General features: G+C 63.6%; 15 protein-coding genes and 1 pseudogene. 7 read left to right on the top strand and 9 right to left on the bottom strand.

Annotated elements, in window-relative coordinates; translation table 11 throughout:
* The first annotated feature begins 53 nt into the window (after positions 1–53).
* The gene (locus tag EPN59_RS14835; protein WP_293033833.1) at positions 54–512 is read left to right on the top strand and encodes a CopD family protein; all 459 of its coding nucleotides are present in this window, start codon (positions 54–56) and stop codon (positions 510–512) included.
* Positions 513–660: 148 nt separating this feature from the next.
* Here the strand turns inward: EPN59_RS14835 and EPN59_RS14830 are convergent, their stop codons facing one another.
* The 5 genes and pseudogenes from EPN59_RS14830 to EPN59_RS14810 all read right to left on the bottom strand — a co-directional run bounded on the left by EPN59_RS14830 (position 661) and on the right by EPN59_RS14810 (position 6,462).
* Positions 661–3,018, bottom strand: coding sequence for an EAL domain-containing protein (locus EPN59_RS14830; protein ID WP_293033831.1), 2,358 nt, complete (start codon positions 3,016–3,018; stop codon positions 661–663).
* A gap of 365 nt (positions 3,019–3,383) precedes the next feature.
* Positions 3,384–3,512 (bottom strand): annotated as a pseudogene (locus tag EPN59_RS14825) (PhzF family phenazine biosynthesis protein); the annotation flags it as partial.
* A 191-nt stretch (positions 3,513–3,703) separates the two neighbouring features.
* Complete coding sequence (locus EPN59_RS14820; RefSeq protein WP_293046278.1) at positions 3,704–4,168, bottom strand: RidA family protein; 465 nt, start codon at positions 4,166–4,168, stop codon at positions 3,704–3,706.
* Between the two features lie 78 nt (positions 4,169–4,246).
* A complete protein-coding gene (locus EPN59_RS14815; protein ID WP_293033827.1) occupies positions 4,247–5,446 on the bottom strand; it encodes a PLP-dependent aminotransferase family protein in 1,200 nt (399 codons plus the stop codon).
* A gap of 107 nt (positions 5,447–5,553) precedes the next feature.
* On the bottom strand, positions 5,554–6,462 hold the full coding sequence (locus EPN59_RS14810) for a DMT family transporter (protein WP_293033825.1): 909 nt from the start codon (positions 6,460–6,462) through the stop codon (positions 5,554–5,556).
* Positions 6,463–6,628: 166 nt separating this feature from the next.
* On the opposite strand from EPN59_RS14810, the gene EPN59_RS14805 reads away from it, so the two are divergent.
* The 4 genes from EPN59_RS14805 to EPN59_RS14790 all read left to right on the top strand — a co-directional run bounded on the left by EPN59_RS14805 (position 6,629) and on the right by EPN59_RS14790 (position 11,545).
* A complete protein-coding gene (locus tag EPN59_RS14805; protein WP_293033823.1) occupies positions 6,629–8,137 on the top strand; it encodes a PLP-dependent aminotransferase family protein in 1,509 nt (502 codons plus the stop codon).
* Positions 8,138–8,294: 157 nt separating this feature from the next.
* A complete protein-coding gene (gene htpG / locus EPN59_RS14800) occupies positions 8,295–10,220 on the top strand; it encodes a molecular chaperone HtpG (protein ID WP_293033821.1) in 1,926 nt (641 codons plus the stop codon).
* Between the two features lie 140 nt (positions 10,221–10,360).
* Entirely contained in the window at positions 10,361–11,032 is a 672-nt protein-coding gene (locus EPN59_RS14795; RefSeq protein WP_293033819.1) for a chorismate lyase, read from the top strand.
* Positions 11,033–11,050: 18 nt separating this feature from the next.
* Positions 11,051–11,545 carry a DNA-deoxyinosine glycosylase gene (locus tag EPN59_RS14790; protein WP_293033817.1) on the top strand — a complete coding sequence of 165 codons (495 nt, stop codon included), beginning with the start codon at positions 11,051–11,053 and terminating at the stop codon, positions 11,543–11,545.
* A 51-nt stretch (positions 11,546–11,596) separates the two neighbouring features.
* On the opposite strand, the gene EPN59_RS14785 is transcribed toward EPN59_RS14790, so the two are convergent.
* From EPN59_RS14785 to EPN59_RS14770, 4 genes are all read right to left on the bottom strand, one after another.
* Positions 11,597–11,911 carry a CcdB family protein gene (locus tag EPN59_RS14785; RefSeq protein WP_293033815.1) on the bottom strand — a complete coding sequence of 105 codons (315 nt, stop codon included), beginning with the start codon at positions 11,909–11,911 and terminating at the stop codon, positions 11,597–11,599.
* Positions 11,911–12,156, bottom strand: a complete 246-nt coding sequence (locus EPN59_RS14780; RefSeq protein WP_293033813.1) for a type II toxin-antitoxin system CcdA family antitoxin — start codon at positions 12,154–12,156, stop codon at positions 11,911–11,913. The genes EPN59_RS14785 and EPN59_RS14780 overlap by 1 nt, the downstream gene beginning before the upstream one ends.
* A 312-nt stretch (positions 12,157–12,468) precedes the next feature.
* Positions 12,469–12,927, bottom strand: a complete 459-nt coding sequence (locus tag EPN59_RS14775; RefSeq protein WP_293033811.1) for a DUF2846 domain-containing protein — start codon at positions 12,925–12,927, stop codon at positions 12,469–12,471.
* Between the two features lie 368 nt (positions 12,928–13,295).
* Positions 13,296–13,511, bottom strand: coding sequence for a DUF3079 domain-containing protein (locus tag EPN59_RS14770; RefSeq protein WP_293033809.1), 216 nt, complete (start codon positions 13,509–13,511; stop codon positions 13,296–13,298).
* Between the two features lie 291 nt (positions 13,512–13,802).
* On the opposite strand from EPN59_RS14770, the gene EPN59_RS14765 reads away from it, so the two are divergent.
* Together EPN59_RS14765 and EPN59_RS14760 are read left to right on the top strand one after the other, a co-directional pair.
* Positions 13,803–14,003 carry a DUF3562 domain-containing protein gene (locus EPN59_RS14765; protein ID WP_293033807.1) on the top strand — a complete coding sequence of 67 codons (201 nt, stop codon included), beginning with the start codon at positions 13,803–13,805 and terminating at the stop codon, positions 14,001–14,003.
* A gap of 137 nt (positions 14,004–14,140) precedes the next feature.
* Positions 14,141–15,109, top strand: a complete 969-nt coding sequence (locus tag EPN59_RS14760) for a spermidine synthase (protein ID WP_293033805.1) — start codon at positions 14,141–14,143, stop codon at positions 15,107–15,109.
* The last annotated feature ends 122 nt before the right edge of the window (positions 15,110–15,231 follow it).

Raw genomic sequence — 15,231 nt, 5'->3', positions numbered from 1 at the left:
GTTGTTCGCAGGCGTACTGCCGTCCCGTCAAGATTACAAAAGGAATCTGAAGCATGAATCACGCGCTCGGAATCGCGCTCTTTTTGCATCTGTTGAGTGTTGCCGTCTGGGTGGGCGGCATGGTGTTCGCACTCTTCTGTCTGCGCCCCGCGCTCGAAGATCTCTCGCCGCAGCTACGGCTGCCGCTCTGGGAGGCCGTGCACAAGCGCTTCTTCAACTGGATCGGGGTCGCGGTGATCGTGATTCTGCTGACCGGCGGCTACATGCTGATGGTGTTCGGCGGCGCCGGAGCGCCCTGGCAACTGAACGCGATGGCGGCGCTCGGCTCGATCATGATGCTGCTCTACGGCCACATCATTTTCGTGGTCTTTCCGGCCATTCGCCGTGCCGTGCAGGCGCAGCGCTGGCCCGACGGCGCACGCGCGGTGGTGACCGTGCGCCGGCTCGTCATGTTCAATCTCGTGCTGGGTGTGCTGACGATCGGCATTGCCGTGTCGGGGCGCGGGTTCTGATCGATCGGTTCGATCGGTTGTTTTGCGACGCGGGTCCGGTGCTGTTTGCCGGCCCGCGTTTTGCCGTCTTGAAGCCGCCAGGCTGGTGTGAATCACTGCGGCGAATCGCAGCGGTGAATGACTGAATGAAGCGCCCGCTGCGGCGCGTTTATCGATTCGGTTCGTCGCTCAGGCGTTCGTTGTGCCGGGCCGCTGCCGCGGGCTGCGCAGTTTCGCATACGCCGAAGCGCTCGATCAGCGCGGCCACGCCCTCTACCGGCACGGGGCGCGAGAACAGGTAACCCTGTGCCTCGATCGGCCCGAGCGCCGCAAGCCACGCAATCTGCTCTTCGGTTTCGGTGCCTTCGACCACCACCGTGAGGCCGAGCGAGCGCGCCAGATTCACGATTGCCGAAACCATCACGCACACGCTGCGGTCGGCTGGAATCGCCTGCACGAACGTGCGATCGACCTTGAGCGTATCCACAGCGAAGCGGTTCAGATACGAGAGCGACGAGTAGCCCGTGCCGAAGTCGTCGAGCGCCACGCGCACGCCGAGGCGCTTCAGCGCGAAGATTTTCTCGGAGACGAGATCGGGATACTCCATCATCGCCGTTTCGGTGATCTCCAGTTCGAGCCGGTGCGCGGCGATGCCCGTTTCCTCGATGGCGCGCGAAACGGTTTCGTAGAGATCGCCGCGCCAGAACTGGACTGCGGAAATGTTGATGGCGAGCGTGAGCGCTTCATGACCCTGTTGCTGCCATTGCGCGAGTTGCGCGCAGGCCGTGCGGATCACGAAGTCGCCGACCGGCACGATCAGTCCCGTCGATTCCGCGACCGGAATGAATTCGCCTGCGGCAATGAGCCCGTACTGCGGATGGTTCCAGCGCACGAGCGCCTCGAAGCCGGTGATGCAGCGCCGCCGCAAATCGATCTTCGGCTGGTAGGCGAGAAAGAGCTGCCCAACGGCTAGCGCCACGCGCAATTGCTGTTCCCACTTCATCAGATGGTCGGCGCGATGCGCGAGCTGCGGCGAGTAGAAGCGAAAGCAGTTGCGGCCCGCTTCCTTCGCGGCATACATCGCGAGGTCGGCCTTTTTCAGCAGATCGATTTCGCTTTCGTGCGCAACCGCGTAAAGCGCGATGCCCGTGCTCGCATGCAGCACGAACGTGCTGCCGCGCACCTCGAACGGTGCGGTGAACGCCGCGCTCGTTGCTTCGGCGATGGCGACCGCGCGCTTCTCGATGTCGTCGCCTTTGACGATCACGACGAACTCGTCCCCGCCGATGCGCGCGAGCGTGCCGCCGGGTCCGACCGCCTCGGCAAGCCGCGCCGCGCTCATCTGCAGCACGACGTCGCCCGCGTTGTGGCCGAGCGTGTCGTTGACGGTCTTGAAGTTGTCGAGGTCGATGAAGAGGATCGCGAGGCGGCCGACGTTGCCCGGTTGCGAAACTTCGAAGCGCAGTTGCTGCAGCGTGGCATAGCGGTTGGGCAACCCGGTCAGCGGATCGTATTGCACGAGTTGCGACATCTCGCGCTCGCGACCGAGCAATTTGCCGATCAAGCCGGTTGCAACCGCGAAGAAGGACAGCATGGCGAGCGAGACGAACGTCGCCATCAGCAGATAGACGCGGCGCGTGTGACGGAAGTCGCTGAATTCTTCGGCTTGCGATAGTCCGACGAGCACGCCGAGCGGATAGCCGTCGATATGCCGGTACGACACGATGCGCGTGACGTGGTCGAGCGGATCGACGTAGGTGCCCGAAACGTGCTCGGAGATCGGGTATGTGCCGCTCGCCGAAAACGCGCCGCTCGGGCGTTGCGCGTTGCCGGTGCGGCGCGCGAGCACCGTGCCCGAGTCCGAAATCACGGCGATCACGCCCTCGCGTCCGATGGCCGCGATGTTGTAGAAGTCGCTCGTGAAGTAGCCCGGATCTTCGGAGACCACCACGACGCCCGCAAACGAGCCATCGGGATGATTGAGCCGGCGCGTCATCTGCAGCGTCCATTGGCGCGAGATGCGGCCGAGCACGGGCTTGCTGATGAAGAGCTGGTCGTCGTTCTCGTGCTCGTGCACGCGAAAGTGTTCGCGGTCCGATAGATCGACCGGCTTCGGATCGGGATCGACGGTGCTCGCGATGAGCGTGCCGTGTTCGTCGATGAGCGAGACCTGCACGAGCGAGTCGCTCTGCACGACGCCCTTTTCGACGGTCTTCGCGAGATTGAAGGTGCGCGGCGATTTCTCGAACTCGTACTTCACGAAGCGCGTGATCTGATCGACCTGGTGAATTGCCTTGACGGTGTGCTGTTCGAGTGCGGCGGAAAGGAGCGCCGCCGACGCGGTGGCTTCGCGCATGGTCGCGTCCTTCTCGACCGCGAGGCGGGTGAAGATCACGGCCCACAGCAGGATGAGGACGAGTACGCCGAGCAGCGGGATCGCCAGCAGCGTGCGAGGGCGCGCGAGGGCCGGCGCGGGCGTTGCACGCAGGCCCGGCTCGCGCGAAAACGGACCCCCGGCCGGGCTCATCTCGATCGGTGCAGGCGTGATTCGGCGCGACGCGGGTGCGGCAGCCGGGACAGCAACGAAGCGCTCGGATTCATCTGCGGCATGCTCTGGGGAAAGGTCGAGACGCGCGCGGACGAGGCGCGCTGGACGGTGACGCGGGGCGCGTTTCGGCACCCGATGCCGCGATATTAAAGGCTGAGGATTGTTTGCGGAAGGGTTAGCGGATGGGGTAAACGCGAGACCTGTTACCGCGTGCCCACGGTATCGACGCGTGCTGCATAGATGTGCGATTGCGCATCGCTTGCGTGTGCGAAATGCGCGGTTTTGCGCCTGCCGCACGAGCGTTCGACTGTGTTGCGTGCGCAGGCATTCAGGTGGTCAGTTGTTCAGGGCAGGCGGCAGGTGCCGTCGATGACCGTGAGCGCCGCGCCGCCGATCCAGACCTGGTGAGCATCGTCGTCGTAGTCGATCGTGATGCGGCCGTCGCGTCCCATCACGGTGCCCTGTTTGAAGCGGACGCTGCGAAGAGTCATGGCGGGAAGTACCGGCGATGAAGTGAGGGCGGAAGCGCTGCGCGGCACGATATCCGTGGCGGCGCGGGGGTGTGACGTTCAGCATGCCGGGCGCGCGCTGGCGGGCACGGCATGTTTCAAAACCAGCGGGCCTCGCGCAAAGCGAGGCCCGGATGCGGCAACTGCCTGGAGGCTTACGCGACTTCGGCGATCAGGTCGATCTCGACACACGCGCCAAGCGGAACCTGCGCGACGCCGAACGCCGAGCGTGCATGCTTGCCCTTCTCGCCGAACACATCGGCGATCAGCTCCGACGCGCCGTTCGTGACGAGGTGCTGCTCGGTGAACGTGAGCGTCGAGTTCACGAGGCTCATCAGCTTGACGATGCGCTTGATGCGGTTCAGGTCGCCGGTATGCGCGTGCAGCGTGGCGATGAGATCGATGGCGATGGCGCGCGCGGCGGCCTTGCCTTCTTCGGTGGTGAGGTTCTCGCCGAGCTTGCCTGCCCAGACCTTGCCGTCCTTCTTGGCGATGTGACCGGACACGTACACCGTGTTGCCGCTTTGTGCGCTCATGACGTAGGCCGCGGCGGGTGCGCCTGCCTGCGGCAGGGTGATGCCGAGTTGTTCGAGACGGTCGTAGACGTTGATGTCAGCCATGATCAAAAATCCTTGTACGAAATTGTGCGTAATGATGCTTGGTGGAGCCGTGGAAACAGGGGAATAACGTGTTCGTCGTCAGGCCCGCGCGCGAATCAGTGCGCCGAGCTTTGCCATGCCTTCATTGATCTTCTCGGGCGGCACGGTGACGAACGACAGGCGCAGCATATTGCGTCTTGCTTCGTTTGCAAAGAACGGCGCACCCGGTACGAAGGCCACATTCTGCGCAATGGCTTCTTCGAGCAGCTTCATGCTGTCGATGTGCGCGGGCAGGTTCACCCAGACGAACATGCCGCCTTCGGGCTTGTTCCAGCTTACGCCTTCGGGCATGTAGCGCGCGAGCGCCGCGTGCATCGCCTCGCACTGGTCGCGGTAGAGCGCGCGGATCTTCGGGAGGTGCGTGTCGAGAAAGCCGTCCTTCACGACCTCGTGGACGATGCGTTGCGTGAAGCTCGGCGTGTGCAGATCGCTCGCCTGCTTGGCCTGCACCAGCTTGAAGTGCAGCGCCTCGGGCGCAATGATGTAGCCCACGCGCAGGCCCGGCGCGAGCACCTTCGAGAACGAGCCCAGATGGACGATGTGTTCGGGCGCCATCGAGAGCAGCGTCGGCAGCGGCTTGCCCGCGTAGTCGAGCGCGCCGTACGGATCGTCTTCGATCACCGGGAACGGTGCGTGCTGCGCGAACGCGGCGAGCGCTTCGCGGCGCTCGAGCGGCAGGCGTCGGCCGGTCGGGTTCTGGAAATTCGGAATCGCGTAGAGGAGGCGCGCATCTGCGGTCAGTGCGGGCGTGAGCCCTTCGGGCACGAGGCCGAGATCGTCGGTCGGCACCTGCACATAGCGCGGCTCGTAAAGCGAAAACGACTGGAGCGCGCCGAGGTAAGTGGGCGTCTCGACCAGCACGGGGCTGCCCGGCGATACGAGCACCTTGCCGAGCAGATCGAGCGCCTGCTGCGAGCCGGTCGTGATGAGCACCTGCGATGCACGGATCGTCGCGCCGCCCACCGAGTAGCGCTCGGCCACCCATTCGCGCAGCGGCAGATAGCCTTCGGTCGCGCTGTACTGGAGCGCGGCGGCGGGACTGTCGCGCAGGATGCGGTCGGCCGCGACGCGCATGGCCTCGGCGGGGAAGGTGGACGGTGCGGGCAGGCCGCCCGCGAATGAAATGACCTCGGGGCGCTCGGTGACTTTCAGGATCTCGCGGATCGCCGAGCTTGTGAGCTTGATGGCGCGCTCGGACAGTTGCCAGGCGCGGGCGCCCTGAAGTTCGCTTTGATCCATGAAGGTCTCCTGTAAAGGGTTGTCGTTAGAAGTTAGAAACGTGTGCACCGTGTGTGGTGCACCGTGTGTGGTGGATTACACACGATAAGGCGCCGCCTGGAAATGCCTCAGGCGGCGCGCACGGGTATCGGCGCGGTGCGGATCGCCGTGCGGCGGCCGAGCATCACGGTGGCGATGACGGCTGCCGCATAGAGCCATGCGGCGGGCGCGATCTGCTCGCCGAACAGCAGCGCCGAGAACGCCATCGTGAAGAAAATCTGCAGCAACTGCACCTGGCCCACGCGCGCGGTGCCGCCCATCGCGAGCCCGGCGTACCAGGCAAAGAAGCCGATGAACTGCGAGAACAGCGTGACGTAGCCGAACGCGAGCCACGTCTTGAGCGCGACCGGACCGGGGTGCGCGAGATGGTGCTGGAAGGCGAGCCAGCCGACCGGCAGCGCGAGGAACGGCGCGGACAGCACGAGCGCCCAGCAGATCACCTGCCAGCCGCCCAGTTCGCGCGCGAGCCGTGCGCCTTCCGCATAGCCGAGCCCGCCGATGCCGACTGCCACGAGCATCCACGCATCGCCCGCATGGAGCGCGCCGCCGCCTGCCTGAAGCGCGAAAGCGACGACGAGCGCACTGCCGGTGAGCGCGCTGAGCCAGAAGGCCTTCGAGGGCCGCTCGTGCGAGAGCCACGCGGCGTAGATCGCGACGGCGAGCGGCTGCAGGCCGTTGACGATGGCGCCGTGCGAGGCGGGCACGGTCTTCATCGCCCACGCGGAAAACACGGGATAACCGACGATCACGCCAAGCGACACGACGGCGAGGCTTTTGACCTGCGGCCACGTGGGGCGTTTTTCGCGGCGCACGGCAAGCAGCACCGCGGCGGGCACGGCGGCGGCGAGTGCGCGGCCGAGGCCGTTGAGGATCGGATGGAATTCGGCGACGACGATGCGCGTCATCGGCAGCGTGAGGCTGAAGATGATGACGCCGATGAGGCCGAGCAGCATGCCCTGGGTTTCGCGTGCTTTCATGGTTGGAGTGTCGGTGAGCGGCGGCGTCCGAATCGGCGGAACCGGACAGTTTCCGGCTGCGCGAACCCGCGCCTTGCCGGGACTCATGACATCGAATGTACCGGTAGGGAGTCTGACAGTAACGGTACAATCGGCCCGATAGTGTTCGGTACAGTTGGGAGCCGCCATGTCCTCCGTTCCACTCGACCAGATTCCGGCGCCGCACGACGCGGCCACGCTTACGCTCGTCGAGCAGCTCGTGCAGTGGGGCCGCCGCCGCATCGAGGAGCGCGTGTTCCGCCCCGGCATGCGCATGCCGTCGATTCGCAAGCTCGCGCTCGACAAGGGCGTGTCGCGCTTCACGGTGGTCGAAGCTTACGAACGGCTTGTCGCGCAGGGTTATCTCGACTCGCGGCGCGGCTCGGGCTTTTATGTGCGCGAGCGGCTCGCCAACGTGACGGCCATCGAGCGCCGCGGGCAGTCCGCGAACGCCGCGAACGGCCCGGCCGACGCTGGAGAGCCGCTTGAGCCGGTTTTGCCGCCCACGCTCGACGTGGTCTGGCTGCTGCGCAACATGCTCCAGACTTCGACGCATCCCGAGAAGGGACCGGGCCTCGGCTATCTGCCCGCCCGCTGGCTCGATGGCGAACTGATCGCGGGCGCGCTGCGCTCGCTCGGGCGCCAGAGCGGCGCGCAGATGCTCGGCTTCGGCTCGCCGCAGGGTTTCCTGCCCGTGCGCCAGCAGTTGCAGACGCGCCTCGCCGAGTTCGAGATTGGCGCGACGCCCGACCAGATCGTGATGGTGTCGGGCGTCACGCAGGCCATCGATCTGCTCGCGCGCCTCTACGTGCAGCCGGGCGACACGGTGATCGTCGGCGATCCCGCGTGGTTCCAGATGTTCGGGCGCTTCGCGTCGCAAGGCGCGCGGCTCGTCGGCATGCCGTACACGCCCGAGGGGCCAGATCTCGACGCGCTGGAGTCGCTCGTGACGACATGGCGGCCCAAGATGCTCGTCATCAACTCGGTGCTGCAAAACCCCACCGGCACCTCGCTCACGGCTGCGCAGGCGTTTCGCATCCTGCGGCTCGCGGAGCAATACGACTTCATCGTCGTCGAGGACGATATTTACGGCGATCTCTGTCCGGCAGGCTACCCGGCCACGCGTCTCGCGAGCCTCGACCAGTTGCGCCGCGTGATCTATCTGGGCAGCTTTTCGAAGACACTCGCGCCGAACCTGCGCGTGGGTTTCATCGCCGCCGCGCGCGATGTCGTGCAGGCGGTAAGCGACCAGAAGATGCTGGTGGGCATGACGAGCCCCGAACTCAACGAGCGCGTGCTCTATCGCGTGCTCACCGAAGGGCACTACCGGCGCCATGTGGAGCGCCTGCGCGCACGGCTCGATGGCGTGCGCGACAAGGCCGCGCGCATGCTCGAACGCACGGGCATGCGCCTTTTTACCGCGCCGGGAGCGGGCATGTTCCTGTGGGCCGACACGGGCGTCTGCGCCGATGCGCTCACGGCGGCCGGGCACGAAGCGGGCTTTCTGCTGACGCCGGGGAGCCTCTTCTCGCCGCACCAGTCGCCGACCACCTGGATGCGTTTTAACGTCGCGAACTGCGGCGATCCGGCGCTTTCGTCGTTCCTGACGAACTATCTCGACCGTGTCGCGCGGCGCGGCACGGCTGCTGGTGCGTGAGGTTGGAAACTGAGGCTGGAAACTGAGACCGGCCCTTGAAATACGCGCCGTGCGTCCCCAAGTCTGCGCACGGCGCGCCGCGCACCGTAACTCACCGTAACTGTACGCGGCGCCGAACCTCTAACACCCGCATTGCAACGAAAAAGGACCCTCGAACATGGCTCAAGAAACGATGAGCTTCCAGGCGGAAGTGAAACAGCTTCTGCACCTGATGATCCATTCGCTGTACAGCAACAAGGAGATCTTCCTGCGCGAGCTGATCTCGAACGCATCGGACGCGGCCGACAAGCTGCGCTTCGAGGCCATCGCGAACAACGCGCTGTACGAAGACGATGCGATCCTGCGCATCCGCGTGGGCTACGACAAGGCCGCGCGCACCATCACGATCGACGACAACGGCATTGGCATGAGCCATGACGAAGTGGTCGCACACCTCGGCACGATCGCGCGCTCGGGCACGAAGGAATTCTTCGGCAAGCTGTCCGGCGACCAGCAAAAGGACGCGGCGCTGATCGGCCAGTTCGGCGTGGGCTTCTACTCGGGTTTCATCGTTGCGGACAAGATCACTGTCGAGAGCCGCCGCGCGGGCCTGCCCGCGTCGCAGGCCGTGCGCTGGGAAAGCGCGGGCGAGGGCGAATTTTCGGTCGAGGCAATCGAGCGCGCAGCGCGCGGCACGACGATCACGCTGCATCTGCGCGCAGACGAGGACGAACTGCTCTCCTCGTGGAAGCTCAAGTCGATCATCCAGAAGTATTCGGATCACGTCGGCCTGCCCATCGAAATGAAAGCGGAAGAATGGGACGCCGAAAAGAACGAGATGGTTACGAAGGATGCGTTCGAAACCATCAACCAGGCGAGCGCCTTGTGGACGCGTTCGAAGAGCGAGATCAGCGACGAGCAGTATCAGCAGTTCTATCAGCACCTCGCGCACGATCATCAGAATCCGCTCGCGTGGACGCATAACCGCGTCGAAGGCCGCAGCGAATACACGCAACTGCTGTACGTGCCCGCGCATGCGCCGTTCGACATGTGGAACCGCGATCATCGCGGCGGGCTGAAGCTCTACGTGAAGCGCGTTTTCATCATGGACGACGCCGAACAGCTGCTGCCCGCTTATCTGCGCTTCGTGAAGGGCGTGGTCGATTCGAGCGACCTGCCGCTGAACGTTTCGCGTGAAATCCTGCAGGAAAGCCGCGACGTCAAGGCAATTCGCGACGGCGTGACCAAGCGCGTGCTCTCCATGCTCGAAGAGATGGCGCAAGCCGCCGACCCGGCGCAGACGGACGCCGACACGACGGACGAAGACAAGGCGAAATTCGCCACGTTCTGGACGGAATTCGGCCAGGTGCTGAAGGAAGGCATCGGCGAGGACTTCGCGAATCGCGAGCGCATTGCGAAGCTGCTGCGCTTCGCGACGACGCATGGCGACACGGCCCAGCAGAACGTTTCGCTTGCCGATTACGTGGCGCGTATGAAGCCCGAGCAGACGAAGATCTACTACGTCACCGCCGATACCTGGCAGGCCGCGAAGAACAGCCCGCATCTGGAAGTGTTCCGCAAGAAGGGCGTTGAAGTGCTGCTGCTTACGGACCGCGTGGACGAGTGGATGCTCTCGTACCTCAACGAATTCGACAGCAAGTCGCTCGTGAGCGTTGCGCGCGGCGACCTCGACCTCGGCGCGCTCAACGACGAGGAAAAGCAGCAGCAGGAGAAGGTGAGCGAAGCGTTGAAGCCGCTCGTCGAGCGCATGAAGGAGACGCTCAAGGACAAGGCGAAGGACGTGCGCCTCACGTTCCGCCTGACCGATTCGCCGTCGTGCCTCGTGGCCGACGAGGGCGAAATGAGCGGCTATCTGCAGCGCATGCTGAAGGCAGCGGGCCAGCAGGCGCCCGATTCGCATCCGATTCTGGAGGTGAATCCGGAGCACCCGCTCGTGAAGGGGTTGTCCGCCGATCACGCCGACTTCGCGGACTGGTGCCATCTGCTCTTCGATCAGGCGCTGCTTGCGGAAGGCGGCGCGCTCGACGATCCCGCGAGCTTCGTGAAGCGCACCAACGCGCTGCTGCTCGCGCGCGCGGGTTGACGGCGCAGCACGCACGGCGCGCGTGCATGGTGCGCACGGCGTAAGTGCTTCGAAACCCCTCGCGGTCCGCGTGCCGTGAGGGGTTTTTCTTTTGCGTGTGTTCGCACGAAGCCAGATATTCGCGGCCTATAATGCGCGCCATGTCCATCCGATTCGATGCCGCCGACGCGCACTGGCGCGTCGCGCCCATGCCCGGCTTCAGCGCCGATCAGAAAGACTGGCTCACGCGCGGCGGTTCGCTCACCGCGCACTTGCGCACGCTCGGACATGTCGAGGTGCGCGTGACCCACGAGGCCGTCGAGCTGCCGTGGCCAGACGAGTGCGCGGCTCTGGGTCTTGCCCCGCGCGCGAGCGCGTGGGTGCGCGAAATCGTGCTTGTGGTCGACGGCGTGCCGTTCGTCGCCGCGCACAGTGCGACGCCGCTTGCCGCGAGCCATGGCGCGTGGCGCGCGATGCGCAGCCTGCGCACGCGCCCGCTGGCGGAACTCCTCTATCGCGATAGCGGCGTGGCGCGCTCGGCGCTCGTGAGCCGGCGAGTGAATGCACGGCACGCGCTGCATGCGCTCGCCGCGAATGCGACACCTGGAGGGGTGCCGCATGCTTATGCGGCGCGCCGCTCGGTGTTCGAGCGGCATGGCGCGCCTTTGCTCGTCACCGAGTGCATGCTGCCCGCGCTGTGGGCGCATCTCGCTCATGCTGCCGGCGCTGCACGTATCGACCGTGTCGTGCACACGGGACGCGAACGCGGTCCCCTCGATCACACCGCTTCGCGTGCGCACGCGGCTCAACGCGAGCTTCCTGCGTCGCGTTGAGCCGTTGCCGGAGTGCCCATGACTTTCAAGCGGTGTTTTGCACCCGTCGTCGATGAGATGACGCGCGTGCTGATTTTAGGCAGCTTGCCCGGTGAGGTTTCGCTCGCTCACGGGCAGTACTATGCGAATCCGCAGAACAAGTTTTTTAATCTGGTCGGCGACACGATCGGCGTGCCTCTCGTCGATCTCGACTATGCGGCGCGGTTGCGAGCGTTATTGGATCATCACATCGGTCTTTGGGATGTTGTTGCTGAAGCGCGTCGAATTGGGAGCCTCGATAGCCGCATACGTGACCACGCAAGCAACGACTTGATCGCGCTTATCGATACATTGCCGAATCTGGTCGCCATAGCGTTCAACGGCGGAACTGCGGAGAAGATCGGGATGCGGGCGCTTGGTGAGACGGCGGATCGATATCGGCTCATCCGGTTGCCGTCGAGCAGCCCGGCGTATGCTTCAGTCACATACGCAGAAAAGTTGGCCGTTTGGCGGCAACTGCGGCAATCGAATTGACGTGTCCGAGCGTGGTCTCGCGTCAGCGAGAGTAGAGGCGTGTCTGGCGGCTTACCAACTGCCAAACAATCGGTCTAGCGCCGAATTAATCTCGTCCTGCCGATGGAGTAGCGACGTAACGGATTGGGTTAATTCATTTCGTGGAATCGCGCCAAGTGTTGGCGTATCCAGCATGCACTCAATGCTTTCGATCGTGAAGACAGGTATCAGGTCAGGCGGAAGAGGGACTGAGGCGAAGCTGTCCAAGCGTCGCAACGGGATAACCACGCGTGTCGCCAGACCGGATAAGTGGTTGCCTTGGACATCGACAACGTAAGGCACGGCTGGATGTTGGCCCGGATTCAGAAATACGTCAAAACGGGCCATCAGAACGTCCGATATTGAGCGAGCGGCAGGCCATCGCGCTCAACCATCTCGTTATAGGCCTCGATAAAACCGGCGTACTTGATGGCCCACTGGCGATCCTTTTCTGCTTGAACAGCTTGGCGAAGTGCCCGCTCGCAGGTCTGCGAGAAATTGATACCGAGCTCCTTGGCGTCCTTGTAGACGTCTTCGGGCAGACTAATATTTGTGGCCCGCCGGGGAGCCGCATCGGCCGCTGGACGACGCATGGCGCTGCTCCTAATGTGGGTAAGTTATGCGCATTGTAGTCCACATGAAAATGTTGGGTATTGATTCGCGAGCGATTGGCCATGCGAGCGACGATTTGGGCACTCTGGTCGAAACGCACCCGAGTCTGGTCTCCATAGCGTTCAACGGCGGAACTGCGGAGAAGATCGGGATGCGGGCGCTTGGTGAGACGGCGGATCGACACCAAGCACCGCTATACCTGCTGAACGACACGACGCCTTCGTGCGTCACGCAGCCCAGGCGGCGAAGCGGATACACCGCTCACCGCCACCAGGCTGTTCAATACAAACGATCTATTGCGTTACGGTATTTGTTTTCACGCCAGTATATTTGAGCTGCTCGATTTCCTGAGGCGCGGTATCCGGGTCATCCAGCGTTGGTGTGATATGCCCGACCAATATCCCCATGCTGATCGAGGTGCGCACATATTTTGTGTCGCCGGCGCGCAAGGCGAAGGTGATCGTTTTCTTGGTCTCAGTCGTGGTCGCCACGGTGTAATCGCCCGGGGTCTCGTCTACATAGAAGAATCCCCCGGGTACCGAACGGCCGACCACTTGTTCGTTAAGTCTGATCTCCGGCTGGATCAGCGCTCCGCCCATGCTGTTTTCCCGAAAGAAATAGATCCGGCCGTGATCCGGGGCAAGCGTCGGTATCGACGATGCGACGTCCTTATATTGCGGTCCCGAAGCGCAACCGGCTGCAATAAACGCTGCGCTAGCTGAAAGCAATAACGTCCGGCAAAGATTTTTCATTGAAGGGTCCCCGTAAAGCCTGATTGGTTTGAATATGCAAAGGTGTTCAACAGGGCAGCACCTTGCGCCCGACCTTCGCGATTTCTCTTTACGGCCCCAAATGCAAAATCTTTAGGATCAGTCGATCCGGTTTGGCTAGATATGCTAATTGAATGCGATGTCGGGCTATGTCGTAGCCGAAATGCGGTGTATTGGCGGTTTTGATAGCGGCATACGCGAGCATGCAAGTCACGATCGCGTCGCACTCGACGAGACTTTGCCGCCTCTGGTTTCCATTGGGTTCAACGGAGGTAATGCCGGGAAGCTTGGAACGGGCTGTGCAGGCGAAACCTGGGTTCGTGCCGCAGCGCGCGTCTTCACCCGAGTCCTCAGCCAATCTTCCCCGGCGTCACACTCTTTTCCGATGGGTCGACATCGAGGCCCCAGTCGCCTTGCTCGTACCAGTCGTCGCCTAACAACTCGACCGGATGCTGCGTGCGGCTCTGTCCATTGCCGCATCGCATGTCGTCGGCCTGGCAGTAGTGATCGCAGCCCCAGCAAACACGCTCGGGGTGTAGTGGATGGATCGGAAACTTCTTTGCCATGATTTGTCCCTGAACAATCGCGACAATTGTCGTTCATAGGTTCGAACATTGATGCATGTCAAAACGTCGCGCCCGCGACGCGCGTGGGTGACGTTCTCCGTCGTTTTTCAAGTTGGTTGCGCGCGCATGTGACGCGGCTCAACGCCCGGTGAGATAGTCCTCGAGGTGCCAGACAACCCTTTGCTGTCCCGTCCGGTTTGGGTGAAAGTGTTATGTAGGCAGGTAGTGGGAAACAACATGGTCGGTAAGGCGATTTCCCGCGCCTGATACTCCGACTGCAGGGAGAAAAAGATGGCCGCGCACCACGTTGACGAATTTATCGTCCAGTCGATTGCCAGTGACACCGATATCCCTCTAGAAACCGTATCGAGGATGTACGCAGAAACCTGGGCGGAATACAGCGAAGGCGCCCGAATCACAGACTACCTTCCGGTTCTCGTAGCCCGTCGCGTGCGGGACAATCTGCGGCGGCGGAAACACGATCCGCACTGAGTTGCCGTTCGATCGCTTGCAACGAAGCGTACCCAAAACGGCTGCTGGCCGTTGCAGCACTTCGGCAGTGCATTCGGCCGTGAATGCTATGCTCTCGTTCGCCCGGGAAACCGCCTCTTTCGTAAGCTATCTTTTACATGACGACTCTTATCAAGCGCGCCTCGGCTGAGGCGCGCGCTTTTAGCCAGCCCAGCACTGACCGCAACGACGCCGCCGCGCAGGAAGCCGAAGCCGAAATCGCGCCGCGCGCGAAAACGACGAAGGTCACGAAGACCACGAAGGGTGCCGCGCGAGCGCGCCGCGCCGACGACGATCTCGACCGCGCGCCGCTCATCGAAGCGCCGCGCAAGCCGCGTTTCGCGCCCGTGACGTTCTCGGAGGAGGGCGGCGTGCGCTATCTGCATTTCGGTACCGAGTGGGTGCAAGGCGCGATGCGCCTGCGCAAGCCGCATCACATCGAACTCGAATACGCCCAGCAGATGATGGCCTGGCTGTTGTTCCTCGCAACGCCCGCGCGCATCGTGCAACTCGGCCTCGGTGCTGCGGCGCTCACGAAATTTGCGCATCACTATCTGCGTCCGGCAAAGGTCGAGGCGATCGAGCTGAATCCGGCGGTCGTGATCGCGGCGCGCACGATGTTCGAACTCCCGTCCGACGACGCGCGCCTCACCGTACGCGAACTCGATGCGTGGGACTTCGTGAACGACCGCGCGAATCACGGCACGATCGGCGCGATGCAGATCGACGTCTACGACGCAACTGCGCGCGGCCCGGTGCTCGACAGCGTGGCGTTCTATCGCGCCGTGCGCTTGTGCCTGACCAATGCCGGCATCGCGACGATCAATCTCTTCGGCGATCACCCGAGTTTCGTGCGCAACATGAAGCGCCTGAATGAAGCGTTCGAAGGCCGCGTGATCGCGCTGCCCGAAGTGCACGAGGGCAACCGCGTGGCGCTCGCGTTCTCGGGCCCTGCGCTTGAGGTCGCGTATGCGGCGCTGGAAAAGCGCGCGCGCGTGCTGGAGACGACGCTCGGCCTGCCTGCGCACGAGTGGGTGAAGGCGCTGCGCGAATCGAGCGGTCAGACGGGCGAGACGTTCTCGATCTGAGCCGGCGCGCCTGCGCTGTGCTTCAGTTCACTCAGGTTCGCTATGCCGGGCGGCTGTCGCGCCCGTCCTGGCGATGCCGGCCCAGCTTCACGAAACCGGAACCGGCCTCAGGCCGGTTTTTT

Origin of the sequence: Paraburkholderia sp., assembly GCF_004298475.1 — a bacterium.
GTDB lineage: Bacteria > Pseudomonadota > Gammaproteobacteria > Burkholderiales > Burkholderiaceae > Paraburkholderia > Paraburkholderia denitrificans.
Note: the sequence above shows the minus strand (reverse complement) of the source record. Positions and strands in the feature narration are given on the sequence as shown.